19 protein-coding genes are annotated in these 25,900 nt (G+C 46.9%); 16 read left to right on the top strand and 3 right to left on the bottom strand.

Features of this window, described 5'->3' with window-relative positions; all coding sequences use genetic code 11:
- Nucleotides 1–118 precede the first annotated feature (118 nt).
- Both aspA and MKX30_RS06285 read left to right on the top strand, forming a co-directional pair.
- Nucleotides 119–1,528, top strand: a complete 1,410-nt coding sequence (gene aspA / locus MKX30_RS06290) for an aspartate ammonia-lyase (RefSeq protein WP_013311251.1) — start codon at nt 119–121, stop codon at nt 1,526–1,528.
- Nucleotides 1,529–1,702: 174 nt separating this feature from the next.
- The gene (locus MKX30_RS06285) at nt 1,703–2,290 is read left to right on the top strand and encodes a restriction endonuclease (RefSeq protein ID WP_028542537.1); all 588 of its coding nucleotides are present in this window, start codon (nt 1,703–1,705) and stop codon (nt 2,288–2,290) included.
- 95 nt (nt 2,291–2,385) lie between these two features.
- Here MKX30_RS06285 and MKX30_RS06280 read toward each other — a convergent pair whose 3' ends face one another.
- On the bottom strand, nt 2,386–5,562 hold the full coding sequence (locus MKX30_RS06280; protein ID WP_076295490.1) for a bifunctional cytochrome P450/NADPH--P450 reductase: 3,177 nt from the start codon (nt 5,560–5,562) through the stop codon (nt 2,386–2,388).
- Between the two features lie 275 nt (nt 5,563–5,837).
- On the opposite strand from MKX30_RS06280, the gene MKX30_RS06275 reads away from it, so the two are divergent.
- The 6 genes from MKX30_RS06275 (at nt 5,838) to MKX30_RS06250 (ending at nt 13,985) form a co-directional block, all read left to right on the top strand.
- Nucleotides 5,838–6,842, top strand: coding sequence for a BMP family lipoprotein (locus MKX30_RS06275; RefSeq protein WP_023989577.1), 1,005 nt, complete (start codon nt 5,838–5,840; stop codon nt 6,840–6,842).
- A gap of 27 nt (nt 6,843–6,869) precedes the next feature.
- Nucleotides 6,870–8,534, top strand: coding sequence for a methyl-accepting chemotaxis protein (locus MKX30_RS06270; protein ID WP_023989576.1), 1,665 nt, complete (start codon nt 6,870–6,872; stop codon nt 8,532–8,534).
- Nucleotides 8,535–8,740: 206 nt separating this feature from the next.
- On the top strand, nt 8,741–11,182 hold the full coding sequence (locus MKX30_RS06265) for an AraC family transcriptional regulator (RefSeq protein ID WP_081365994.1): 2,442 nt from the start codon (nt 8,741–8,743) through the stop codon (nt 11,180–11,182).
- 129 nt (nt 11,183–11,311) lie between these two features.
- Nucleotides 11,312–12,319: a tripartite tricarboxylate transporter substrate binding protein gene (locus tag MKX30_RS06260; protein ID WP_023989574.1), complete on the top strand. Its 1,008-nt coding sequence runs from the start codon at nt 11,312–11,314 to the stop codon at nt 12,317–12,319.
- 48 nt (nt 12,320–12,367) lie between these two features.
- A complete protein-coding gene (kdgT, locus tag MKX30_RS06255; RefSeq protein WP_341062591.1) occupies nt 12,368–13,369 on the top strand; it encodes a 2-keto-3-deoxygluconate transporter in 1,002 nt (333 codons plus the stop codon).
- A gap of 262 nt (nt 13,370–13,631) precedes the next feature.
- Nucleotides 13,632–13,985, top strand: a complete 354-nt coding sequence (locus tag MKX30_RS06250; RefSeq protein ID WP_013311244.1) for a hypothetical protein — start codon at nt 13,632–13,634, stop codon at nt 13,983–13,985.
- A gap of 83 nt (nt 13,986–14,068) precedes the next feature.
- On the opposite strand, the gene MKX30_RS06245 is transcribed toward MKX30_RS06250, so the two are convergent.
- Nucleotides 14,069–14,551: a DUF1641 domain-containing protein gene (locus MKX30_RS06245; protein WP_068942430.1), complete on the bottom strand. Its 483-nt coding sequence runs from the start codon at nt 14,549–14,551 to the stop codon at nt 14,069–14,071.
- Between the two features lie 12 nt (nt 14,552–14,563).
- Nucleotides 14,564–17,506 carry a formate dehydrogenase subunit alpha gene (fdhF, locus tag MKX30_RS06240; RefSeq protein ID WP_341062589.1) on the bottom strand — a complete coding sequence of 981 codons (2,943 nt, stop codon included), beginning with the start codon at nt 17,504–17,506 and terminating at the stop codon, nt 14,564–14,566.
- A 641-nt stretch (nt 17,507–18,147) separates the two neighbouring features.
- On the opposite strand from fdhF, the gene moaA reads away from it, so the two are divergent.
- The 8 genes from moaA (at nt 18,148) to MKX30_RS06200 (ending at nt 25,707) form a co-directional block, all read left to right on the top strand.
- Nucleotides 18,148–19,161 (top strand): GTP 3',8-cyclase MoaA, encoded by a 1,014-nt coding sequence (gene moaA / locus MKX30_RS06235; protein WP_076157236.1) that lies wholly within the window; start codon nt 18,148–18,150, stop codon nt 19,159–19,161.
- A gap of 40 nt (nt 19,162–19,201) precedes the next feature.
- Nucleotides 19,202–20,014, top strand: a complete 813-nt coding sequence (fdhD, locus tag MKX30_RS06230) for a formate dehydrogenase accessory sulfurtransferase FdhD (protein ID WP_023989569.1) — start codon at nt 19,202–19,204, stop codon at nt 20,012–20,014.
- A 133-nt stretch (nt 20,015–20,147) separates the two neighbouring features.
- Nucleotides 20,148–20,396: a MoaD/ThiS family protein gene (locus tag MKX30_RS06225; protein ID WP_069080356.1), complete on the top strand. Its 249-nt coding sequence runs from the start codon at nt 20,148–20,150 to the stop codon at nt 20,394–20,396.
- 55 nt (nt 20,397–20,451) lie between these two features.
- Nucleotides 20,452–21,183 (top strand): molybdenum cofactor biosynthesis protein MoaE, encoded by a 732-nt coding sequence (locus MKX30_RS06220; RefSeq protein WP_028542527.1) that lies wholly within the window; start codon nt 20,452–20,454, stop codon nt 21,181–21,183.
- A gap of 62 nt (nt 21,184–21,245) precedes the next feature.
- The gene (locus tag MKX30_RS06215) at nt 21,246–22,325 is read left to right on the top strand and encodes a thiazole biosynthesis adenylyltransferase ThiF (RefSeq protein ID WP_023989566.1); all 1,080 of its coding nucleotides are present in this window, start codon (nt 21,246–21,248) and stop codon (nt 22,323–22,325) included.
- 103 nt (nt 22,326–22,428) lie between these two features.
- Entirely contained in the window at nt 22,429–23,250 is an 822-nt protein-coding gene (gene modA / locus MKX30_RS06210; protein ID WP_069080357.1) for a molybdate ABC transporter substrate-binding protein, read from the top strand.
- A 27-nt stretch (nt 23,251–23,277) separates the two neighbouring features.
- Nucleotides 23,278–23,943: a molybdate ABC transporter permease subunit gene (gene modB / locus MKX30_RS06205; RefSeq protein WP_028542525.1), complete on the top strand. Its 666-nt coding sequence runs from the start codon at nt 23,278–23,280 to the stop codon at nt 23,941–23,943.
- Nucleotides 23,944–24,171: 228 nt separating this feature from the next.
- Nucleotides 24,172–25,707 carry a choice-of-anchor Q domain-containing protein gene (locus MKX30_RS06200; protein WP_341062587.1) on the top strand — a complete coding sequence of 512 codons (1,536 nt, stop codon included), beginning with the start codon at nt 24,172–24,174 and terminating at the stop codon, nt 25,705–25,707.
- The last annotated feature ends 193 nt before the right edge of the window (nt 25,708–25,900 follow it).

The raw sequence follows: 25,900 nt of genomic DNA, 5'->3' as shown, positions 1-25,900 counted from the left end.
TGGAAAAGCACGGGAATAGAAACGTATAATAAAGAGGGGATCAGAAAAGGTCTTTTTATGTCAATTTGGGTGTACTGAATTGAAGAACGTAGCAAACACAGCGGAGGAATCAGAGAATATGAGGTTGGAGCATGATTTTTTAGGTACCAAGGAAGTGCCATCAGATGCCTATTACGGTGTACAAACGCTGAGAGCAAAAGAAAATTTTCCAATTACAGGCCAAAGACTGCACCCTGAGTTGATTAAAGCCATGGCGATCGTGAAAAAGGGAGCAGCGACGGTAAATATGGAACTAACCCGTTTACATCGCCCCAAAGCAGAGGCCATTATTCAGGCTGCTGATGAGATTATACAAGGACAGTTGCATGATCATTTCATCGTCGATCCGATTCAGGGCGGCGCAGGCACGTCCATTAATATGAATACAAATGAAGTGATTGCGAACCGTGCGTTGGAGCTGATTGGCAAGCAACGCGGAGATTATCAGGAGATCAGTCCTAATAATCATGTTAATATGGCGCAATCGACGAACGATGCTTTTCCTACAGCCGTACACTTGGCTGTATTAAGTATGATTGATAAGCTGTTAGCTACCATGAGTGAGCTTCAGGAAGCATTTTCCCGGAAGGCAAATGAGTTTGATAGTGTGATTAAAATGGGCCGGACTCACTTGCAGGATGCAGTGCCCATACGATTAGGGCAGGAGTTTCAGGCTTATGCGCGTGTGCTGGGTCGTGATATCGGACGCGTCCGTGCGACCAAGCAGCACCTGCTAACGATTAATATGGGTGCAACTGCGGTGGGTACTGGCCTGAATGCAGACCGTCGTTATATTCAGCGTGTCGCAGAGGTACTGGCAGAAGTCAGTGGCTTCCCTGTGGAAGCTGACGAAAATCTTGTAGATGCTACACAAAATACGGATGCTTATACTGAAGTGTCTGCTGCCTTGAAAATTTGTATGATGAATATGTCTAAGGTGGCAAATGACATCCGGTTAATGGCTTCCGGACCTCGTGCAGGTCTGGGAGAACTGAGTCTGCCTGCTCGTCAGCCAGGGTCATCCATTATGCCGGGCAAGGTAAATCCGGTGATGTGTGAGGTCATTAACCAAATTGCTTTTCAGGTCATTGGTAATGATCATACAATCTGCTTGGCTTCAGAGGCTGGTCAGCTCGAGCTGAATGTGATGGAGCCTGTACTGGTCTACAATCTGCTGCAATCGCTGGAAATTATGAAGCAGGGCTTCCACGTCTTCCGCATTCATTGTGTGGAAGGGATTGAAGCGAATGTGGAGCGTTGTCGTGAATATGTAGAGAACAGTGTAGGCATTATTACAGCGCTTAATCCGCATCTTGGATATGAGGTGGTATCACGTATTGCTCGCGAAGCAATTACGACTGGGAAATCGGTGCGTGAGTTGTGCTTGCTGTACAATGTACTGACCGAGGAGGAGCTGGACATTATATTGGACCCGTACCAAATGACTCAGCCTGGTATTGCCGGAGAATCTTTGCTGAATCGCGAATAATGATGCGGAGTATGGAGTTTAGACAGCTTTGAGGCAAGACGAAGATAGCCCCGTCGAATCTGGCGGGGCTATTGTTATGTGATAACACAGATGTAATACGGGTGCCAGCGTGCATAGGGGAGTGTCCTGTCAAGGATGATATGGCTACGCTTATGGTAGAAAAGGGAGAGTTGGATGTTGCTAGAGAAATTATTGGCATACAAGGAATTAGGAATAGGACTCATTGTACTTTTAGTGTTGTTTGCGCTCATCATCAGAGGACTGATACGTAGTCGCAGAAATCGGATTTTACGTGATCTGGACCCACGCAAAATTGGAATTCAGGATATAGATCGTATGGAGGATGGCTCGGAATTTGAACTTTATTTGCAACGGTTATTATCCGCGCTTGGCTATAAGGACATCTATAAAACAACCAGTAGCCGGGATTTTGGAGCGGATCTGGTTTTTACAGACCGTGAAGGCGTCAGAGTAGTCATACAGGCCAAACGTTATGGGGTACAACATCCGGTAGGCCTGGGAGCAGTGCAGGAGATCTATACCTCTATGCGTTATTATGCAGCTGACAAGTCCCTCGTCATCACCTCCGGCCGGTACACGGAATCCTGTAAAACACTTGCTGCTGTCAACGGGGTTAAATTATTAGACCGCAACGACTTGATCGACATGATTGATTTATTCAAGACGAAACGGCGCGAGGAAGTCATGGATCTCATAGAAAGTAAAACCGAAGTGATTGCTTCCAAATGGAGCGAAAGATAATCATAAAAGGGACTGAATTACTGGTGACGAGATCGAAGCCCAGTAATCAGTCCTTTTTATTTTTTAACATAATGCTTGCTCTTATATTGTTAACATTAGATGCCTGTCCAGACATCCTTAGCATAGCGTTTCTCCTGTTGGAGACGATCCAACCATTGCTGTGCTTCTTCTTTATTGGTATGGTGTGCTTCCGCGTAAGCAGCACAAAGGGTGTTTTCTACATCGGGAGCCATCCGGCTACCATCACCGCATACATACAGATGCGCTCCTTCATCAAGCAAGTGAATCAGAGTGTCCGCATCTTCCTTCATGACATGCTGCACGTATCTTTTGGGTTGATCGGGCAGACGTGAAAAGGCTGTATGAAGCGTAACGATTCCCTCCTGCTCCCAGGCTTGCAGCTCTTGCTTGTACAGATAGTCAAGCTTCGGATTACGGCAGCCATAGTATAGATGAGCCTCGCCGAGCTGCTCTCCTCTCTCCTTAAGTACATAGCGTGTCTGTAGGAATCCGCGGAATGGTGCCACTCCAGTACCCGGACCGATCATGATGACAGGCACGGCTGGATCTTCCGGTAAACGGAAGCCCGACTGAGGCTTACGCACAAAAATGACAATAGGATCATCTGGTTGGAGCTGTGCCAAATAATTAGAGGCAATTCCTAGGTATTCACCTTGTCCGCTACGGGCTGGTCCACGCACGACGCCCACTGTTATACTCGCCGAATTATCCGATTCAAGCGGAGAGCTTGAGATGGAGTAGTACCTAGGCTTGAGTGGTGGTAACAGCGAGATAAAGTTTTCAAATGGCAGCTCGCAGGCTGGATACTTCTCCAGAATATCCAGCATCGTGACGCGCTTCTGTCGTATCTCTCGATCAAAGGTAGTATCCTCCAGCAAAGCTTCAATTTCTTTCTTGTGCGGTGGACACACTGTAAAGGATGCCAGTTGCCGTAGCTGGGCTCTCGTTGCCGGTTCTTGCAGTTCCACACTGAGAGTGAGCAAATCTCCTATACTGACAGGCCGATCTAAGGGGAGATGCGCCGCATCCCGGTCACTGCCTCTCAATACGATGTAATCCTGTTCCTGTAATTTAAAGCGTTGCATCACCCTTTTGACTAGCGAAGCAGGATTACGCGGCAACACACCAAGGTGGTCACCTTCGCGATAGGACAATCCGGTTGGTAATTTGAGCTCCAGATGTCGTGTACTGCGTTCACTTTCAGCAGCAAGCAGCTCACGATTCGCTGTAACGACGGCGGTCACTGCTCCGTAGTTGTCTGCAAGAGGTGTACTGAGTATGGCGCTGACGAACTCTATGCTCAGGCTGTTGCTGTCCTGCGGTTCTGTATCATTGTGCTCTACCCCGAAAGCATTCAACAAATCCGGCCATAAGCCGTGGTTCCAAGCTTCCCAATCCTTCTCGAAGTCACCGCTGGCATCGCCCTCACCCCGGTCATACAGTCGCTTCGCCCCTTTGGCAGACATCAGCTTGTCGATCAGCCTTGGAATACGCTGATACGTGCTGGCCCAATTGCGGTCGCCGCAGCCGAATACAGCGTACCTTACGCCTGCCAGCTGCCCCTCGTCTGCCTGCTCCAACCATTGTACAAAGGCATCAGCATTATCCGGTGGACGCCCGTTATAAGATGCGGTTGTAATAAGTACCACGCCTTCTTTAGGCAAATTGTCCACACGATCATTCAGAGTTGCTATGCTACTGTTGAAACCCCAATTTCGACCTAAATCGGCTAGTTCACCTGCAAGTCCCTCAGCTGTACCCAGATTCGAGCCGTACAAAGAAAGCAAAGAAGTATCATGTTTTTCGGCATGGGGGGGTGCAACCTTTTGTTCCTCTTGTTCATGAAGTTCTTGAACGGCATCTGGCAGCATAACGGCAGTCTGTGTGCTGCGCGGGCGTACTTGAATGGTGAAGCCCTCCGGCTTGAGTGTGAGCGTTTCTTTGACTTTCAACTCATAATGAGTATGATCAATCAGCTCAAAATGTTTCAGTACCATACCCAGCACAAGAGTGGCCTCCTGTAAGGCAAACTGCTGTCCAATACAGGCGCGTTGACCGTTGCCAAACGGTTTGTAGGCATCTTGCGGAATGGCGGATGGGTCCTCGAAGCGCTCCGGTCGAAATTCCTCAACATCTTCGCCCCAAGCCTCGGTATCACGGTGCAGTTTTGGAATGAGTACATTGACGCTGTCACCTTTTTTAAGTGGGTAGGTTCCGTCGAGCAACGTATCTTCTTTGGCAAAGAGAGAGAACGCGGGCGCTGTCGGCCATAGTCGCAGAGCTTCATTCAGTATCATCCTTATGTACTTGAGTTCACGAACCTGAGTATAGGAAGGCAGCGAATCGGTGAGCACGCGATCCACTTCTTCATAGGCCTTGGTTAGCGTTCGCGGATTCTTAAGCAAATAGTAAATAGCAAAGGATAAAAGCCCACTGGTCGTTTCATGACCGGCGATGAGAAAAGTGATGATCTGATAGCGGATATTTTCATCATCCAGCGTTTCACCAGTTTCTGGATCTTTGCCTTCCAGCATACGTGCCAGTAAATCCTCTTCTCCTTGGTTGCCAAGGGTTTTGCGTTCTTGAATAATGCTGTCTACCAGCGAAAACATCGTTTCGATGTCGTGTTTAAACTGCTTTCTCTTCGATAGCATCAGCTTGTTTTGCAGATTGAGGCGTTGCAGCTGACCCATTGCTTCATCCAGTGCGCGTGTCATACTGGTCACGAACGGATGGGGCTGATCGCGATAGAAGCTGTTAAAACGATAATTAAAGCCGCATAATCCGATCGTATCCAAAGTCAGCCGGGTCATATCTTCCGGAACCTCTACACTTTCATCGGGATTGAGCCGAGACCATTTCTGTATCAGCTGAACAGCAAGATCAAGCATCATATTGTGGTAACCCTTCATGGCCCGCTGACTGAAACTTGGCAGCAAAATTTGGTGGGCCTTGCGCCAGTTCGGTTCCTCAGTCCAGCTTGTGAATAGTCCGTCTCCTGCAAAAGCTCGTACTTTTTGTAGTGGGGCCCACACTTGTTTGTCGAAACGGGATTCATCACAAGCATCTGCGACCAGCTTATGACCGGAAATATAAATGTTCGTTCCTTCAGGCAGATCCATGCGAAAAATTGGACCGTACTCATAAGAAAGCTTAACCAGAGACTGGACAGGGGCATGTGTATCGATCAAGGGCAGATTACCTAAGGGACCATAAGTTTTGGGCTGTGGAATTAAATCTGTCGAAGTCATTTTTAATGTTGCTCCTTTCGGATTGAAATAGAGTGATGGTTTCAGAGTACCTATGTTTTCCAAATTACACTTTATTCTTACGATATAAACGAAAATAAGTGAATTTGGACAGTTCGTATAATAAAAGAAGCATAAAAATATACATTTTTTACATGTAGATCTCATTTATCATGTTCTATTTACAATGAATTTACAGAAACTCTTATGAAAAAATATGCTTTTATAACCGATATAAAGATGTTGGGGATTTCCAAATTATGCTGAGGTGATATGTCATGAAGAAGCGAGCAAAATTGTTGAATTTTAGGTGGATTCCCATTGTCACAGTCTTTGCATTATTGCTAAGTGCATGTGGGCAGTCGGCAGCACAAACCAAGGCTCAGCCCATTAAGGTGGGAATCGTACTGTCAGATATTGGTCTGGGTGACCAATCTTACAGCGACGCGGCTTTTCGAGGTTTGGTCAAGGCAAGGGATGAGGGGAAGATTGTTTTTGAATACCGGGAAATAACTGAGACCAAGACGTATGATGCGGCTTTTGAGCAGCTTGCTCAAGAAAAGGCTGATTTAATCATTGGGCTGGGTTACATGGTGAAGGACAGTTTGGAATCCATTGCTAAAAAATATCCAGACCGTAAATTTTTAATTGTGGATGAGAAATCAGATTTACCGAATGTGGCCTCTATTAGCTTCAAAGCAGAAGAGGGCAGTTTTATGGCTGGGGTCGTTGCGGGTTTGACGAGTCGAACCGAACAGGTAGGTTTTCTCGGAGGTGCGGAATCTCCTTTGTTGAAAAAATTTGAAATTGGGTATCGCGCAGGGGTGCAATCAGTCAAGCCTAATGCCAAAGTTACTGCAACGTATGCAGGAGATTTTGGAAAGCCGGAACTGGGTACGGAAATTGCAGATGACATGATTAATCAGGATCAGATTGATGTTATATTTGCAGCCGCAGGTCTTACGGGTGTAGGTGCGCTACAGGAAGCGCAAAAGCAGCAAAAATTAGCCATCGGGGTCGATAGTGACCAGTTTTTTATTGCGGAAAAAGCGGTAGTGACCTCGATGTTTAAAAATGTAGACATTGCAATTTATACAGCAATCAAAGGCTTTGCAGATCATCAAAGAAAATTTACGGAGAAGGATATGGTGTTTGGTCTTGCAGAAGATGGTGTAGGTTTAGCGCCTATTCGTGTCGTGACACTGAATCCGGATCAGCAAAAGTTGTTGGATGATTTAAAGGAAAAAATCAAATCCGGCACACTTACTGTACCCACCCAATAAATTTTCGCAAACGGAGGATGAAGGCTGATGAAACTGCAAGGTAAACTGGTACTGAACGCGATGATTTCCTTGATCGCTTGCCTGGCTTTAGTGGCTTATATCATTTTTGAATTAATTCGTATTAACTCGCAAAGTAGTAATCTGGTTCCGGCTATGTTGAATGTACAGCAGCTCAATGCCTATTTGATTCAGTCAGGGCAGGCACTGCAAAATTATTCAGCTTCCATGACGGAGAGCAACAAAGCCGATGTGCAAAATCAACTGACTCAGTCTGAAAAGACGATTGCATTGCTTTCACAGGGCATGATGCAAACCGAAGCGCAGCAAAAGCGACTGAATACGATTAAAACAAAATTCAGCCAATTGAAAGTAGCAACGGAGAAAGCCATGAGTACCCAAAACAGCCCGGAGTCCAAGCGGGAGGCCATGCGTGCCCAAGGGATTCAGAACGATGTATTTATGCTGGATCTGCTGACCAAGGCACGTTATGACCAATACACAGAAGATTTGACCAAGAGCATTCGTTTTACATGGCAATTGGCCTTGGCAGGTGCAGTTATACTTCTGGTGGCGGTTGGGCTATATAATACATATACATCCAGGCAGCTTGCCCTTAGAACACGCAAATTAACGGATGCCGCAAAGCAAATTGCTGAGGGAAATCTGACAGTGCAGCTTGCCCAAACCAAGGGACGCGATGAGCTGGACGAGCTCAATGAATCTTTCCGGGTGATGATCGGGAACTTGCGCAGCATTGTACTCTCCATTGATCAGGCGGGTAATCGTGTCGATCTGATGGCTCGGGATATTGATCAGCATAATGAGGCCATGAAGGAAATTGTGACACAAGTCAGCACGTCAACAGAGGAACTGGCAATAGGCAGTCAGAAAATTGCTGAGGATCTGTCGTCGACAGTTGGCGTTGTGGACGAGATGCAGCAGAAGTTTGAATCGAATCTACTGGAAACCACACAATCGACCGCGTATAGTGAGGATGCTTTGCGTGTCATTGAGCAGGGTACGCGGGTCATGAGCGATCAACTGCGTATTGTTGCAGAAAATCGTTCAGCCATGTCCGAAGTGGAGCAGACGGTCAAGGAGCTGGAGGCTAATGCAGTCGAGATTACAACCATGACTGGATATGTCTCCGAAATTGCCAGCCAAACATCGCTGTTGTCCTTGAATGCTTCTATTGAGGCTGCACGTGCAGGTGAAGCAGGAAAAGGTTTTGCTGTTGTTGCCAATGAAGTGAAAAAGCTGGCGAATCAATCAGAGTCTGCTGTAAAGAAAATTTATACCGCAGTTGACGGTATCACGCAGGCTATGGATAAGGTGAAGATTTCTGTGGCGCAAAGTCAGGAGCTGTTCCGTGAGCAGGAGAAGGCAACCTCCTCAACCGGCGAATCGTTTACAGAGATTAGTGGCAAAGTGCAGCAAATTGCCAGCCAAGTCAGCAAGTTATCAACGGACATGAATGTATCGCGAGAACTGAGCGTACAGGTACAGCAAGCTATCGAAAATATCAGCGCAATCACTCAGCAATCCGCCGCAGGCAGTGAAGAGATTACGGCTTCCACGGTAGAGCAGAAGCGTTCATTTGAGGAATCGGCTGAGAAGGTAAAAGAGCTTCGTCAGATTCGCGAGGAAATGCAGCGGGAGCTAGATCGTTTTCAGGTGGAAAAGACAAGCTAAAACCTGTGAAGCAAGTATCTGTTTTTGCTGAATAATGAATACAAGCAGTGCCAAAGAAGAAGTTCTACCTTGTACAGGGAGACTTCTTCTTTTTTATATGAATGTTGTTCCTTATATTAAGTTTGAATTACATAGGCAGGGAATTCCGACTCTTGCGTCAAATAGTAATAGGGAGAATATGTCACCAGTATATGGGTCAGAGGAAGATGGACAACGAAGTCCGGAAGGATGAAGTTACGGGAATGCTGCGACTTAAGCTTCGATTGATACTGAAAAATAAACAGACAAGATTGATTCTACTGCTTACTCTGTGCGTGTCGCTTGTGATTAGCGTGATCGGCTTGCTATCGTATTCAGGATACCGTGAAGGTTTGGATACCGAGCTGAACACACCCAATATAGAATTATTGCAAATCAATCTGGATGTGACCAATCGGGCTTTTCGTGAGTCTGATAACAAGGCGCTGGACGCAGCCTATCATCCGGATGTAGAGGCTTTTGTACGTGTCCAAACGGACGGGAAATCGCTGGAAGACAACGCCTCCGTCATAGATCGGCTTCAGAAATACTTGAAAACCCTTTCTTCGCACGAAGAAATTTATTCGGTTGAAGTTATTTCTTTGGACAATCATGCTCTCGTATCCAGCAATTATGGTTACATGCCTGATTGGAAGCAGGCACCGGATACCACATGGGTTCCCTGGATTCAGGACATTCAAAAAAAGCCGTTGTTGATTAAGCGGCGATGGTATGGCACTGATCGTGAGCAGGGGACGATAGAGTTGCTTTCGCTGGCCAGGCCCATAGTAAAGAATGGTCGGGTCATGGGTGCGGTGCTAATCAATCTGGATTACGATCGTTTTTTTTCCAAACTATATATTCATTTATCCAACTCGCAATACGTGTATGATCTGGACGGCGAGTTGATCTATCCCAAGCTGAAATCGTCCTTACCCTTAAATGATATGGGCAGGATTTTGAAAGAGCTGGATGTGAGCCCCTATGCTTATGTGGAGATAGGGGACATGGAATATATGGCCAACCAAACCTTTTCAGATGTAACGGGCTGGCGTCTAGTATCGCTCGTTCCGATGGACAAGCTGCTGAAAAATGTAAAGCTGGCGCGCAATATGATGCTGTGGCTGGCCTTTATCTCCATACTGGCTGGGTGCTCAGCAGTTTACTATTACAATTATGCAGCTTTTCGCCCCATGAAAAAAATTAATAGCCTATTAAATTCGGGCAATAAGGGAACGCGCCAAGGAGGATTGTATGACCTGGAACCTGTGATTAGCAAACTGGTTGGAGAGTTTCACCGCAAATCATTGGTGGTAGAGCGAAGCCTGCCGGAGCTGCGTTCCAAATATATGGAAGATGTCATCCAGCGTAGAATGGGCATACAGGAAATGCGTATGAAATGGGAACAGTATTTTTCCGATTGGGACGGCCATTCTTTGTTTGTCATGATCGTGTCCATCGACCGGTATTCTGCGTGGGCCGCAAGCTTTCCAGAAGAGGATAAAATGCTGCTCAAGTATGCGCTGAACAATATTTTGCTAGAGATGCTCGAACCTCACTGGAAAGCAGTATGCTCGCCGGAGGAGGAAAGTGGTTTTATTGTGCTGTTACAGTTCAGCGAGAGTTCGAATGAAGTTGGTACAGAGACTGACCTCCAAGAGAGCATTTTGCTTCAGAAAAGCGTGGATAGGCTGATTCAGGTTGTCGGTGAGTATCTTCCTTTGACTATTTCTATAGGGATTGGTCATATAGTCACGGATATTCAAGAGGCACGGGCGTCTTTTATAAAAGGAAAAGAGGCCCTTAATTTGCGTTTGTATGAGGGGTATGGACGTTCATATACGAATATAGACAGCAGCATAAGTGTGAAAAAGGATAACACAGTGGATGAACAGTCAAAGGAGCAGATTCAGGATTCAACATTGCTGGACAATCGGCGTGTGGAAATGATTCGTGCCCTGGAGTCACAGGAACCTGGTGCAAGTGTAAAGCTAATCAGCCACTGGGTAGAAGAACTTCGACTCCACAGAACATCCCCAGCCCAGGTCTACTTGTTTGTTCATGGATTGCTGGAAGATTTGCTAAAATGGTGTACCACTCAGAGTGTGACGCCGCCGGATCAGCTTGCTGATTACCACTGGAATCAGATTCTGACACTAGACCTTCAAGACATTGAGGTATTGCTGGTCATTATGTTGACTGATATCGAAGAAAAATGGCACGGTCGCATTCAGTCCAAAGATTTTGTGCGTGTACAAGAGATGATCGAATATATGGAACATCATTTGCATTTGAACATCGGGCTTCAGGAAATTGCGGATCATGTTCACATGAGCGTGTCCTCGGTGAGCAGCATGTTCAAGGAAGAAACGGGGACCACCGTTTACGATTATTTGACTGGATTACGCGTAAAAAAGGCATGCACATTACTATGTGAAACCCATTTGAAAATCGGTGAAATTGCAGAACAGGTCGGATACCGAAATGAGAACAGCTTTATTCGGGTATTCCGCAAGCACAAACAAGTGACCCCAGGGAAATTCAGACAAATCAGCAAATCTTCCAATGAATATGCAGATCGGTCAAAAGGCCGATACTTTGGCGAAATAGAAGATAAATACGAAGATTAAGCGATAGCTGTAGCCCTCCACGTTGCGGTACATTGACTTCATGTAAACGCAAACAACAAGACCGAAAACGTTGGAGGTGAAAACGGGCGCATGACGGGCCCAGTTCATTTTTGGAGAAGAGGAAACATAATGAAGAAAAAGCCATGGCAAAAATATGTGCTGGTTGCGGCTGGAGTAGCTATGCTTTCTGCCTTGAGTATCAGTGAATATGTGGATCACCGCACCCTGCAGGATCACAGCCGTATATTTCCTACGAAGCCAATAACACTCGTCGTTCCTTATGCGGCCGGAGGCGGTACAGATATTACCGCGAGAGCGTTGGCGAAAGCCGCCGAAAAGCATCTCGGTCAGCCGATCATCGTCGTTAATCGAACGGGAGGAGGCGGTTCTGTCGGGCTGATGGAAGGGGCTGAGGCGCAGGCGGACGGTTATACTGTAACGTATCTGGTCGCTGAGCTGACTACGTTGCCTCATTTGGGACTGCTACCGCTCACCTATGAGCGATTTAAGCCGCTGCTTCAAACCAATATGGACCCTTCCGCCATTACGGTCCGGGCGGATGCACCATGGAAGACAGCGGAGGCATTTCTGGAGGATGCTGGGGCCCATCCCGGCAAGCTCAAAATGGGGAATGCAGGCACGGGGAGCATATGGCACCTTGCTGCCGCAATGCTGGAGCAGAAAAGCGGAGTCCGCTTTACCCATATCCCTTATGAGGGAGCAGGCCCAGCCGTCTCCGCTTTGATGAGCGGATTCGTGGATGCTGTACCCGTCAGTCCCGCAGAAGTGAAGAAATACGTGGACGAAGGGAAACTTCGCATACTGGCGATCCAGGCAGACACTATTTCGGAAGCGTTTCCAAAAGTGCCGACACTACAGCAAGCCACTGGGCTGCGTGTACATTTTATCGGCACTTGGAGAGGGTTGGCTGTACCCAAGGATACACCGGATGAAGTTGCTCAAACGCTGACGGATGCACTGATCAAGGGGACGAAAGACGAGGAATTCAGGGAGGAAATGCGTAAGCATGGGTTGGGATTGCGTGTCCAGGATGCAGAGGCATTCGCGCAGCAACTGAAGGAGAGTCATGATACCTTCGCAAGACTGATTCCCGAGCTCGGCTTGAGCCGCAAGTAATACGGCCTTGTTTTTGCATTGGCAAAAACGAAAGGATTGAACGAAGTAATGAAAATCAAACAAAACATTGATAAAATTCCAGGGGGCATTATGCTGGTGCCGCTGTTTATTGGCGCACTTTTTCATACATTTACTCCATGGGCAGGCGACTATTTTGGATCTTTTACCAAGGGGCTGATGACAGGTACGGTACCCATTTTAGCAGTGTGGTTTTTTTGTATGGGTGCTTCTATAGATGTGCGAGCGACGGGTACTGTATTGCGTAAATCAGGAACGCTCGTATTGACTAAAATCGCGGTTGCGTGGGTAGTGGCGATCATTGCATCCAGATTGCTGCCTGTTGGTGGTGTAGAAAGTGGACTATTTGCAGGTTTGTCAGTGCTGGCGCTGATCTCGGCTATGGATATGACGAACGGCGGGTTATACGCCTCCATTATGCAGCAGTATGGCTCCAAGGAAGAGGCAGGAGCATTTGTACTGATGTCACTGGAATCGGGTCCGTTGGTGACCATGATTATTTTGGGTAGCACCGGGCTGGCCGTTTTTGAACCGCAGACATTTGTGGGGGCGGTATTACCATTTTTGGTCGGCTTTATGTTGGGCAATCTGGATCATGATTTCCGAAAATATTTTGGGAACGCAACGCAAGCTTTGATTCCATTTTTCGGTTTTGCACTTGGTTGTTCCATTGACCTGAGTGTCATTGTCCAGACAGGTATGCTTGGTATTTTATTGGGTGTTTTTGTCATTATCATTACAGGTATTCCACTGATTTTGGCGGACAAATATATCGGTGGTGGCAACGGTACAGCAGGAATTGCAGCCTCTAGTACAGCAGGAGCAGCAGTAGCCAATCCAGTCATTGTCGCCAATATCAAGCCTGAGTTTCTGCCTGTTGCGCAATCTGCAACGGCATTAGTTGCCGCTTCGGTCATTGTGACCTCGATTTTGGTACCTATTTTGACGGCATACTGGGCCAATTATATGAAGCGTAAGGGGAAATCCCAAGGAGCAGGGCCTGTAAATCCAGGGACGAATGTACCTAAATGAGGATTTTGCAAAAATCCAATAAGCGACTTCCAATAAACAATATATAGATCGAAATGGTCTAGTTCGTCTATATATTGCACTTTGGAGCGATTGGAATCGGATTTTGCAAAATCCTAAAATAAAGTTTGGATGATGATGCTCTCAACTTATGGACCTTTCCATTACCCGGGAAATGCTTTTGCAGTTATACCTTCAATCCTAACATTACAAAACTTGTCCTAAAACGCTTCTGCAAACATACATATGTAAGCAGAGGAGCGTGATGGGATTGGAAAACAAGGTGCGTCGCTACTACCAGTTAAAGCAAAAGCAAAAAGAAATTGAAGGTGAACTGACTGATTTGCGTAATGACATTACCGCTCATTGTGCACAGCAGGAAGTATCAGATTGGGAAATTGGCAACTACCGAGTCAAGATTATACAGCAGCACCGCAAGGAATACGATCATACAAAGCTGTATGATTCACTGCCTGATCCGCAGCTATGGCGCTTGTTTTCCAAGCCGGATACGTCGAAGATTGCCAGTTTGCTTAAGCTCAAGGTCATCGCAGAGGAGCAAATAAAAGATGCCGTTTCTCTTAAAACGGTGACGCTATTGCAGGTGGATAAAAAATAAATAAAAAGAGCTGCCCCCGTTTTCGGAGCCAGCTCTTTTTATTGTCTGTTGTTTACTAGTCTTCCATCTTCACGCTCTATGAATTATTTATCAGACAAACTTTTTCCCACTCCTTTGAGAAAATGAATACCAAATCCCATTGCCCGATTTACATCTGGATCATTCATCGCCTTCATAAGATCGCGCAGACGAGTCTTTTTATTCTGCTTTAGATGTTCTTCGGCTTCGTTCAGGCCATTGGTAACGCTATTTGTCAGCTTTTTCATCAGCTCGGGGTCTACCTCAGACAGCATCCCTGCTGCTCCCATGAGATTATTGATGATGTTCGTCACAGGCTTACGCGTCGCTTGTCCTACAGCGATTTTGGCGATGCTTTCTTTGGCTTTTAGCATAGACTGAGCTGCTTCGAGAAGACCACTGTCGTGCAGCTCGCGTACGATTTCAAGCGTCTTCTGCAATGCCGCCCCATTGTCCGCCAGATCAGCAGTAAGCTGATCCAGCGATTGTTTTTGCCGTTCTTCTTCTGTCAGAACGCGTTTTCTCACAATTGAAATAGGCTTAGCCACGGTTTGACCTCCTTATTTTTGATCCACCAAATCGACGTAACCGGGACGGTTCCACTTACGGTCCACTTCAACCCCATTTTGCGGATGACGTTTTTTGTAACGCGGATTGATACGTGGTAGTGGATTTTGACCGTCTACCTCCAAAATTTGCATCCGTACTTTGGCTTGTTTATAGGCCGGTGTACGGGTGACCACATCGAACGCTCCACCAGTTAACAGATTGACCGCACCATCATGGCTGGTAGAGTGCATTGGCACATAAATTTCAGTTCCCTGCACGCGGTCTGTAACCAGAACGCGTAGCTTGACCGCACCATAAGGGGATTCCAATCGAACCAGCGATCCATTAGTGATTCCGCGCTCCTCAGCCAATTCAGGTGACACTTCCACAAATACTTTTGGAAGTTTGAGCTGAATACCCGCTGATTTGGTCGTCATATTTCCTTCATGAAACTGTTCGAGCAGTCGACCATTATTTAAGGTCAAATCGAATTCAACGGGGTACTCTTTCGGTGGTACATATTCGAAAAGTCCCAAACGCGCTTTTTTATCCGGAAAGTTAAAGCCGTTGGTGTGCAGCAACGGTGTATTGCTACCATCCGGCGATCCCCAGTGGAAGCTATTCCAGCCTTCCAAAACGTCATAATTACATTGGGAGAAAAATGGAGTGAGCGACGCCATTTCCTCAAAAATTTCACTTGGATGGCTGTAATCCCAATCAAATCCCATATGCTTGGCAAATTGGCTGAAAATCCACCAATCTGGTTTGCTGTCTCCTAGAGGGCGGAGTGCTTCATATAGACGCTGAACACGACGTTCGGTGTTCGTAAAGGTTCCGTCTTTTTCGAGTGAAGGTACGGCTGGCAAAATAACGTCAGCGAATTCAGCTGTCTTGCTCAGAAATACATCCTGAACGACAAGGAAATCCAAGTTCGCCAGCATTTCTTGGGTATGGTTGGAGTCGGCATCCACCCATGCCATCTCTTCTCCAGCGATATACATCGCTTTGAGCTTACCTGTTTCAATGGCTTCCAGCATCTGAATGTTGTCTAGTCCGCGTTGACCTGGAATTTGTACGCCATAGGCCGCTTCGAACTTGGCACGAACGACATCGTTCGTCACGGGCTGATAGCCCGGGAAAATATCCGGCATCGTACCCATATCGGCAGCACCCTGCACATTGTTATGTCCGCGAAGCGGATATGCGCCTGCACCCGGACGCATAAAGTTTCCAGTCACCAGCAGCAGGTTGGCAATTGCAATCGAAGTGTAAGAGCCTGCGATGTTTTGCGTCACACCCATGCCCCAGCAAATGGCAGTGCCGTCGGTTTCGTGAATCATAGTCGCTACCTCAATCAGTGTCTCTTTGGAAATACCAGTTTCCTGTTCGGCAAATTCCAGGGTGAAACGCTCTAGCAACTTCAAATATTCAGGATAGAAGTTTACATGCTCTTCAATGAATTTTGCATCATGCCAGTTTTGCTCAATGATGTATTTGGCTACAGCGGATAACCATACATAATCAGTACCTTGCTTCGGACGAATGAACAGATCTGCGCGTTCTGCCATTTCATGCTTGCGCAGGTCGACCGAGATCAACTTTTGACCGTGCAGCTTATGCGCACGTTTGATACGAGTAGCCAGCACTGGATGTCCTTCTCCCGGCGCGCAACCGACCAGCATGACCAAACCTGCTTTGGCAATGTCTTTAATCGTACCGCTGTCCCCACCGATGCCTCCGGTGTATTGCAGCCCCCATGACGCAGGAGATTGGCAATACCGTGAGCAATTATCGACGTTATTCGTTTGGAAAACCTGACGAGCCAACTTCTGCATCAAATAGTTTTCTTCATTGGTAAATTTGGACGAAGAAATAAAGCCGAGTGCTTCGCCACCGTAAGTTTCTTGAATAGCTCCCATTTTGCTGGCCATCAGGCTCAGTGCCTCTTCCCAGGTTGCTTCCACAAATTCGTCACCTTGACGAATTAAAGGGGAGGTCAGACGCTGATCACTGTTCACAAAATCCCAGCCAAATTTCCCTTTTACGCATGTCGAGATACCGTTAACAGGTCCCTCAGAGGTAGGTTGTACCTTCAAAATTTTGCGGTCTTTGGTCCAAACCTCAAAGCTGCAACCTACACCGCAAAACGTACAGACGGTTTTCGTTTTTTTCGTACGGGTTTCACGCATCGCTGCTTCGGCTTCGGAAATAGCAAAAATCCCACTATAGCCCGGCTCCACTTCCTTTATTAAATCCACCATCGGATTTAATAAATCCTTGTTCATGCCACTCATGAAGCCTGCTTCTCCCAGCATGGATTTCTCCATCAAGGCATTGCATGGGCAGACGGTTACACACTGACCGCAGCTGACGCAGGAGGAATCGTTAATCGCAACCCTGTCATCCCATATGACGCGAGGGCGTTCAGCTTCCCAGTCGAGGGACAGCGTTTCATTGACCTGAAGGTTTTGGCATACCTCTACGCATTGGCCGCATGCAATACATTGATTGGGGTCATATCGATAGAAGGGATGAGACATATCTACTTCTGTCGGGTCAACTTTCGGTTGGTACGGATATTTTTGATGTTCAATTTCCATTAGCTCTGCTGTATTATGCAAAGTACAATTACCGTTGTTGTTATCGCACACTGTGCAGTAGAGGAGATGATTTTCCAGCAATCGGTCCATAGCCTCGGTTTGAGCTGCTTTCGCGCGATCCGAATGTAAATGAATATTCATTCCATCGGAAGCCAGTGTCGAGCAGGAACGCATAAGTTTTCCGTCCACTTCCACGATACATGTGTCACAGGTACGGATCGGATCGACTTCGGGAACGTAACACAGCTGGGGATGGGCGATGTTGTTTTCGTTAATCACTTCAAGAATCGTTGCGCTGTTCTTCGTTTTCAGTTCCTGTCCGTTTAATGTAATTTTGATCGCACTATCAGTCACGGTTCAGGCTCCTTTCAGATTTTAAATTTAAAAATTAGGAATAAAAAAACTCCACCATAAACACAAGTGCTCGTGTTCCAGCACTTGTGTTTATGGTGGAGTAGTGACCAAGCTCTAGGTCCTGGAGGCCAATCCGCCATTTGAATATGTATTAATAACAGACAGTACGCACCGTCTGTATATCAATAACTTCTGAATAACTTAGATATGTCATTTTCTGCATGTCATCTCGTGTAACTATAACGTAAAATTTAAGATAGTTCAACGGTACATTATTAATTTTTTAATTGATAATGATTATCGTCTGAGAAATCGAAAAATCATTGACAAACGTTCCAGGATTGCTAACAATAGGAATGTAACCTATTTCAGAGCAATCGTAAATGGAGTGTACGTGGGAATCGCGTATATTTTATTTGTCGCAGCGCTTGTTAGTTTGATTTTTCTATATCACATGATGTGGGATTCGTAAAATCCTGATGTAGATAAATTAACCGGCATTTAGCAGATTCTTCGATATTCATAAGCGAAGAAGTTGTTGTGATGCCGGTTTTTTTGGTTCAGTATAAAATGAATGGAAATACCGTTCCAATTTAGAGTGTAAAGAGTTTTATTAATGAAGACGGATTGAGGTGAACAGGATGGCGAACCGGAGCGACGATCAATGGAATCGTCCGTTACGGGACTTAAGAATATCCGTCATAGACCGATGTAATTTTCGGTGCCGATATTGTATGCCGGAAGAAATATTTGGCCATGACTATCCGTTTTTGCCAAAAGAAAAAATATTGACCTTTGAGGAAATTACGCGCCTTTCCCGTATTTTTGTCTCGCTGGGTGTTACGAAGCTGCGCATTACTGGTGGTGAGCCGTTGCTGAGGAAAAATTTATCCTCGCTTGTTCATTCGTTAACTCAACTCGATGGGGTTGAGGATATTGCAATGACGACAAACGGCGTATTTTTGCCTAAATATGCTGTAGCACTGCGAGAGGCGGGACTAAAGAGAGTGACGGTTAGTCTGGATTCGCTCGATGATGATCGGTTCCGCCAAATGAACGGGGGCAGAAGCAGTGTAAAGGCGGTGCTGGATGGTATTGAGGCTGCGGCTCAAGCAGGGATGCAGGTGAAAATAAACATGGTCGTGCAAAAGGGCTTTAACGATCAGGATATTGTTCCCATGGCCGACTATTTCCAAAAGAAAAAGCATATTTTACGTTTTGTTGAGTTTATGGATGTAGGCAACACCAATGGCTGGAAATTGGATCAGGTCGTTTCCAAGCAGCAGATCATCGAAGCCATTCACGAGCATATGCCGTTAGAGCCTGTCCCACCCCAGTACAAAGGTGAGGTGGCGACGCGCTACAGGTATCAGGACAGAGACGGGGAAATCGGCATTATTTCGTCTGTTACGGACGCCTTCTGCTCCACATGTACACGAGCGAGAATTTCTGCTGAAGGCTCCTTGTACACGTGCCTGTTTGCCTCGCAAGGGTACAAGCTTCGCGCGATGCTGCGTTCCGAACAGTCCGATGACGAGATTAGAGCTTACATTGAGCGTGTTTGGAGAGAACGTACCGATCGCTATTCAGAGGAACGGCTGAATCATACACAGCAAGCAACATCTAAAATTGAAATGTCACACATCGGCGGGTGAGCCGAAGAGCCAGCCTGTCAGAAACAAGGGAGTGGAGCACATGGAAAAGCCAGCTGAGGTAAAACGTGAGATTCTACGTTATCGTGACGGTCAGATCAAGCGTTTTGAAGACACTGTGGTGACGGAGCATCCGGTGACCATCAAAATCAATCAGCAGGAATTTGCTACCATGGTTTGTACACCGGAGTATGTGGAGGATATGGCGGTAGGTTTTTTGGCCTCTGAAGGCGTCATTCAACGGTACGATGATATCGAAGATATTTGGGTTCAGGAAAAAGAAGGTTTTGTTCATATTAAAACCCGTCGAATGAATGAGTTTTATCAAAACTTTCATTCCAAACGGTACATTACCTCCTGCTGCGGTAAAAGTAGACAGGGCTTTTATTTTATGAATGATGCCAAAGTGGCAAAAAGAATGAATGACACCCATGTTACGCTGTCCTTTGACGATTGCTTCCGCTTGATGAATTTAATGCAAAGCTCGGCACTTACGTTCCAACAGACCGGTGGTGTTCATAATGCAGCGTTGTGCGATAAAGACGGCATGATCCTGTCCAGAATAGATATCGGCCGACACAATGCGCTGGATAAAATCTATGGACATTGCTTAAAACATGATATTGTATTGCAAGACAAAATCATAGTATTCAGCGGACGCATTTCGTCTGAAATTTTGTTGAAGGTTGCGAAGATTGGCTGTGAAGTTGTTTTGTCCAAGTCAGCTCCCACAGAGCTTGCACTTGAGTTGGCTGAGGATCTGGGAATTACGACCGTCGGCTTTATACGCAGTCGTTCTCTGAATGTGTATACGCATACTGAACGGATTGATGAACTGGTCGAATCTAAAATATAATATAAAAATCTTCAATGTACACCGTCATAGTTAACCAGCATGGAATAAAACCTTTCGGGGTATTCATTCATGTTGGTTTTTCTTGGTACATATGTGGTGGACATTCACTGTACTGAAAAGGAGGGCATGTTAAATGAACTATCATATTCAAGTATTTGCCGGACTTGCGGAACAGATGGGAGGGCCTATAATTATGGTGCCTACTGAGCAAGAAACGATGACCGTTGCCGCGTTAAAAGACTTGCTATCCCAGTGTTTCCCTGAATCGGCAGCTCAGTTGCAGGGTTCTTTTGTTGCCAGAAATCAAGCCTACGCCGCTCCTGAGGACCTCGTGAGTATATATGATGAGATTGCGATTATTCCTCCGGTTTCAGGAGGGTGAATTCTATTATATAGATAGATGAATTCGATAGAATAGGTGCAAGGGGGCAGATCATATGCAATACCGTATTCAGCTATTCGCAGGTATGGCGGAGCAACTTGGTGATGTGATCACAGTAGAACTTTCACAGGAAACGGTGACCATGGCAGACATTCGAAAAAGGCTGAATGAGCTGTACCCGGAAGTGACTTCACAACTGCCAGGTTCTTTTTTTACCCATCATAAAAAGCTGGCTTCGCCAGATGAACTTGTGCTTCCATCAGATGCAATTGCTCTTCATCAGTCAGCACCCGGGATGGAGACGGTCGTTTCAAAATGTGGTTTATTTGCCATTACGTACGACCCGATTGATGCCGATGAAGTAACCTCAAAGGTGCTCGACCCTTCTCATGGCGCCTCGCTGACCTTTAATGGTACGACTCGGGAATTCACGCAAGGTCAGCGAACGGTGCTGCTTGAATATGAGGCGTATGTCCCGATGGCCATGAACACGATGAAGCAGATTGGTGACGAAATTGCAGAGCGTTGGCCTTCTACACGTACTGCGATTACACATCGGCTTGGCACGGTCAGAATTGGAGAGACGAGTGTGGTGATTGCTGTCTCTGCTGCACACCGCGATACTTGCTACGAAGCCAGCCGCCATGCCATTGAACAGTTAAAGCAAATCGTACCGATTTGGAAAAAGGAAGTGTGGGAGGACGGCTCAGAATGGAAGGGGCATCAGCTGGGTGGCTGGAATCCTCAAAATACCCCAAAGCTTTCGAATAAGGACGAGGACATCTGAGCTTTTAGCTTGTCTGATCAACTTGTAGCTATCAATGGATAAGTATGGAGGGTAAACCAACGATGTCAGAAATGGACAAAATCCAGAAAATAGAAGTTGCTGCACAAGCACATGCGCATGCGTCTCATGCCCGTTATTCTAGACAGGAATTATTCTCGAAAATTGGACCGACAGGCCAGCAAAATATCCGTAGTAAGCACGTGCTGATGGTGGGGGCCGGCGCACTGGGCACTGCCAATGCTGACATGCTGGTGCGAGCGGGCATCGGACGGCTGACGTTGGTAGACCGCGATTATGTAGATTGGAGCAATTTGCAGCGCCAACAGCTCTATGACGAAGCGGATGCCCGTGATCAGATCCCCAAGGCAGTGGCCGCGCAGAAGCGATTGCAGCAAATCAATTCGGACGTGGACATTCGTGCGCTAGTCCGGGACGTCTCGCTAGATGAAATCGACGATATCGCAGCAGGGGTGGATCTCATCGTAGATGCCACCGACAATTTCGATACACGTCTGCTTATGAACGATTATGCGGTCAAGCATCGAATCCCTTGGATTTACGGGGCGTGTGTGGGCAGCTATGGGACAACCTTTACCATCGTGCCAGGGCAGACACCGTGCCTGCATTGCCTGCTCGGAACCGTACCGCTCGGCGGTGCGACCTGTGATACGGTCGGTGTGATTAGCCCGGCTGTACAGATGGTGGCGGCTTATCAAAGCGCCGAGGCATTGAAGCTGCTCACCGGGAACGAATCAGCCTTACAGGGTAAGCTGATTTCCTTCGATCTGTGGAACAATCAGCATCAGGCGATCCAAATCAGCGCCATGAAGAAAGCTGATTGTCCAACATGTGGTGAGTACCCTGTGTATCCTTTTTTACAATCGGAGCATCAGGCTAAAACGGCTGTCTTGTGCGGACGAGATACGGTTCAAATCCGCCCGGCCCCGGGTACTGTACGTGATCTGAATGAAGCGGCACGTTTGTTATCCCGTCAGGGGGGCAAGGTGGAGCATAATCCATACCTGGTATCCGTTGTTATCGGAACGCATCGAATCGTTCTTTTTCAGGATGGACGCGTCTTAATTCATGGGACGAAGGACATCGCTGAGGCGAGATCGATTTATCACAAATATTTGGGTTGACCCAATAGATTCGACCCGTTATGAGATGTACAATGCTTTCTCATTTTCGCTATCACATTTTCGTCATCTCATTTTGGAATTTATAGGATAGGGGAAGAAAAAATTGAAAAAGAAATTTGGGTACATATTCACGTTCGTTGGATTGTTGGCATGGGTTCTGGCGGGGTGCTCGTCTCCGGCTGCTGTACAGTCGGCACAGTCTGCACCCAAGACAGAACTAGTCGTATCTGCCGCTGCAAGTCTTCAAGATAGTCTGAATACGCTCAAGGACCAGTATGAGAAACAGCACCCAGATATCAAACTTACCTTTAACTACGCTTCATCTGGTACATTACAAAAACAAATTGAACAAGGCGCACCCGCTGACGTATTTATTTCGGCGGGCATGAAGCAAATGAAGGCATTAACGGATGCTTCATTGGTGGAAAAGGATAACGTGTTGCTTCAAAATAAACTGGTTGTGGTTGTTCCACAAGATAAGGCGAAAAGCACAGATAACAAAAGCATTACGCTCAATGACTTGATGGGTCCTTCTTACCTGAAAGTGGCTGTTGGGGAGCCTACTACCGTTCCCGCCGGACAGTATTCCAAAGAATCGTTAACGAAGGCTGGACTATGGGACAAGCTGGAACCTAAGATGGTATTCGCCAAGGACGTAAGACAGGTATTAAATTATGTTGAAACAGGCAACGCCGATGCAGGACTCGTCTATCTGACGGATGCCAAATCATCTGATAAAACGGTCATAGCACTGGAAGTGCCTGAGGAATTGCATGCACCCATCCTGTATCCTGAAGGCATTGTAAAAGCAACCAAACACAGCCAGGAAGCAGGCGAGTTTCTTAATTTTCTACGGACAGATGAAGCTATGAGTGTGTTCAGTAAAGATGGATTTTCAGCCCCTACAGAAATGACGGGAAAATAGAATTCACAGATAAAGGAGGGGGTTCCGTTGGATTGGTCAGCTTTTCTTCCTCCGGTTATCGTATCTGTTAAAGTTGCTGTCGTCGCCAGCATCATCGTCTTTTTATTAGCTACTGTGGTAGCGCGGATGATGGCGAACTGCACGCCGCGGAGGGGAACCAGCGTGATCGAGACCGTCCTACTTCTTCCGCTCGTTTTGCCTCCCACTGTTGTCGGCTTTATTTTGCTCATCTTGCTGGGAAGGAAAAGCTGGATCGGCACAGCCTTCGAAAGCCTGTTCCAGCAGACGATTGTATTTACATGGGGAGCTGCAGTGGTGGCGGCCGTAGTTGTTGCTTTTCCACTGGCTTACCGTACCATTAAAGCAGGTTTTGAAGCTGTAGACCCTGAGGTAGAGCAGGCTGCACGTGCGCAAGGTGCCAACGAATGGCAAGTGTTTCGCCACATTACGATGCCCCTTGCCTACCGACCGCTCATTTCAGGATACATTCTCGGATTTGCCCGAGGGTTAGGGGAATTTGGCGCTACGCTGATGCTTGCAGGTAATATTCCTGAACAGACCCAAACCCTGCCTACAGCGATTTACACCGCGTCCGAGGTCGGAAATATGACACTCTCTTGGAGCTGGGTAGCTGTCATCATTTTATTCTCTTTTATTATGTTGATGCTTTCTAATCGACTGGTAAAGGATTAGCTCTTTTGGAGTAAGAACATGCGCAGTCTGCCGATAGGGTAGGCTGTGTTTTATTTGTCTTGAGAAAATAAAACTCTTAGACTTCTTCATTCACTCTCCAACTCTTGGCATTCGAGGTACTGGAGACTCGCGGAAGGTCGAGGCGGTACTCCGTTTGCAGGCGTAACAGATTCGGTGAATTTTTGTGGTATAATTTACAAAAAAATAAGCAAAGGGAGATGGGGAACCATGAAGAAATTCGGGCAAATGTTTCTGGTAGGTTTAGCCATGGTTTTGGGGCTTGGTCTGGCGGTAGGAAATGTGGAGCTTCCCGCCGCCTCCGCGGCCGATACAGAATATTATGTGTCCACGAGCGGCAGCGACTCCAACGCAGGAACGAGCGACGCGCCGTGGAAGACGCTGCAGCACGCGGCCGACGTGGTTCCTGCGGGCAGCACGGTTTACGTCCGGGGCGGTGTGTACAAGCAGAAACTGAAGATCACCCGCTCTGGCTCCGCTTCGCAGGGTTCCATTGTGTTTACCAACTATGGGACGGAGACCGCCATCATTGACGGCACTGGACTTTCGGTCAGCGGGAACGAAGGGCTGATCGAACTGGCCGATGTCAATCACGTTACCGTTCAGGGGTTTGAAATCCGTAATTTTACCACTGCTTCCAAGAACACGGTGCCCGTAGGTATTTATGTCCACGGTTCGGGCGGCTTCATTAATTTGTCCAACAACAAAATCCATGACATCAAAAACACGGTCACCCCGACCGGCAAAGATCGGCTGGGCCGGGACGCTCACGGTATCGCTGTTTATGGCACGAAAGCTCCGGCTTCGATTCACGACCTTACGATCAGCGGTAATGAGCTGTACAATCTCGTGCTGGGCTCCAGCGAATCGCTCGTTTTAAACGGCAACGTGGACGGCTTTGCGGTGACCGACAACCGCATTCACGATAATGACAACATCGGGATTGATCTGATCGGCTTTGAGGGAACTGCGCCGAATACTGCTTACGATCAGGCGCGAAACGGGCTGGTGAAGAGCAACCGGGTGTATAATAATTCTGTTCAAAATAACCCATCTTACAAGAGCGATGACAACTCGGCCGGCGGTATTTATGTAGATGGAGGCAAGGACAGCATTATCGAGCAGAACTACAGTTACAACAACGACATCGGCGTCGAAATGGCCTCCGAGCATGCCGGCAAAGCCACCAGCAATATTACGGTTCGCAGCAACGTGATATATACCAACCGGCTGACTGGCATTGCCATGGGGGGATACAATGAGGAGCGCGGCTCAACGGTAAATTGCAAGATCGTGAACAATACGCTATACAAGAACGATACGTTTGACGACGGAAGCGGCCAACTTTTGGTTCAGTACGATACGCGAAACAACGTGATCAAAAACAATATTTTCGTGGCTAGCTCCACAGATATGCTGATCTCCAATGGATACACCAAAAATTCCGGCAATGTTGTGGATTATAATTTATATTTCGCTCCGAGCGGCAGTTCGGAAGCTAACTGGATCTGGAAAAATAAAGAGTATACGGGATTCTCCGCGTACAAATCGGGGACCGGCAACGATACGCATTCTCTGTTTGCCGATCCTAAATTCGTGAATGCCGCGAACAGCGACTTCCATTTGCAGTCTTCGTCACCGGCGATCGATGCCGGGAACACGGACCGTGCCATCATTGGAACACTGGATATTGACGGGAAGCCTAGAGTACAGGGAGCCGCGGTGAACATCGGTGCCTACGAGTAAGCCTTATATTTTATGACTAGTGCATAGCGAAACTATGTGGGGCCGCTGCTTGTACGTTTTTACAATGTTCCTTGCAATTAAAACACCTTCAAAGAGAATCCCCATGTCGTAAGATATGAGGATAAACTTTGGAGGTGTTTTTGCGTTGGCAACAAGATTAAGCTATCCTCGGAAAGTAAAAATGGAAGTCGTA

The organism is Paenibacillus sp. FSL P2-0173, assembly GCF_038008045.1.
Lineage (GTDB): Bacteria > Bacillota > Bacilli > Paenibacillales > Paenibacillaceae > Paenibacillus > Paenibacillus polymyxa_B.
The sequence above is the reverse complement of the archived record's forward strand: the minus strand, read 5'-3'. Positions and strand labels throughout refer to the sequence as shown.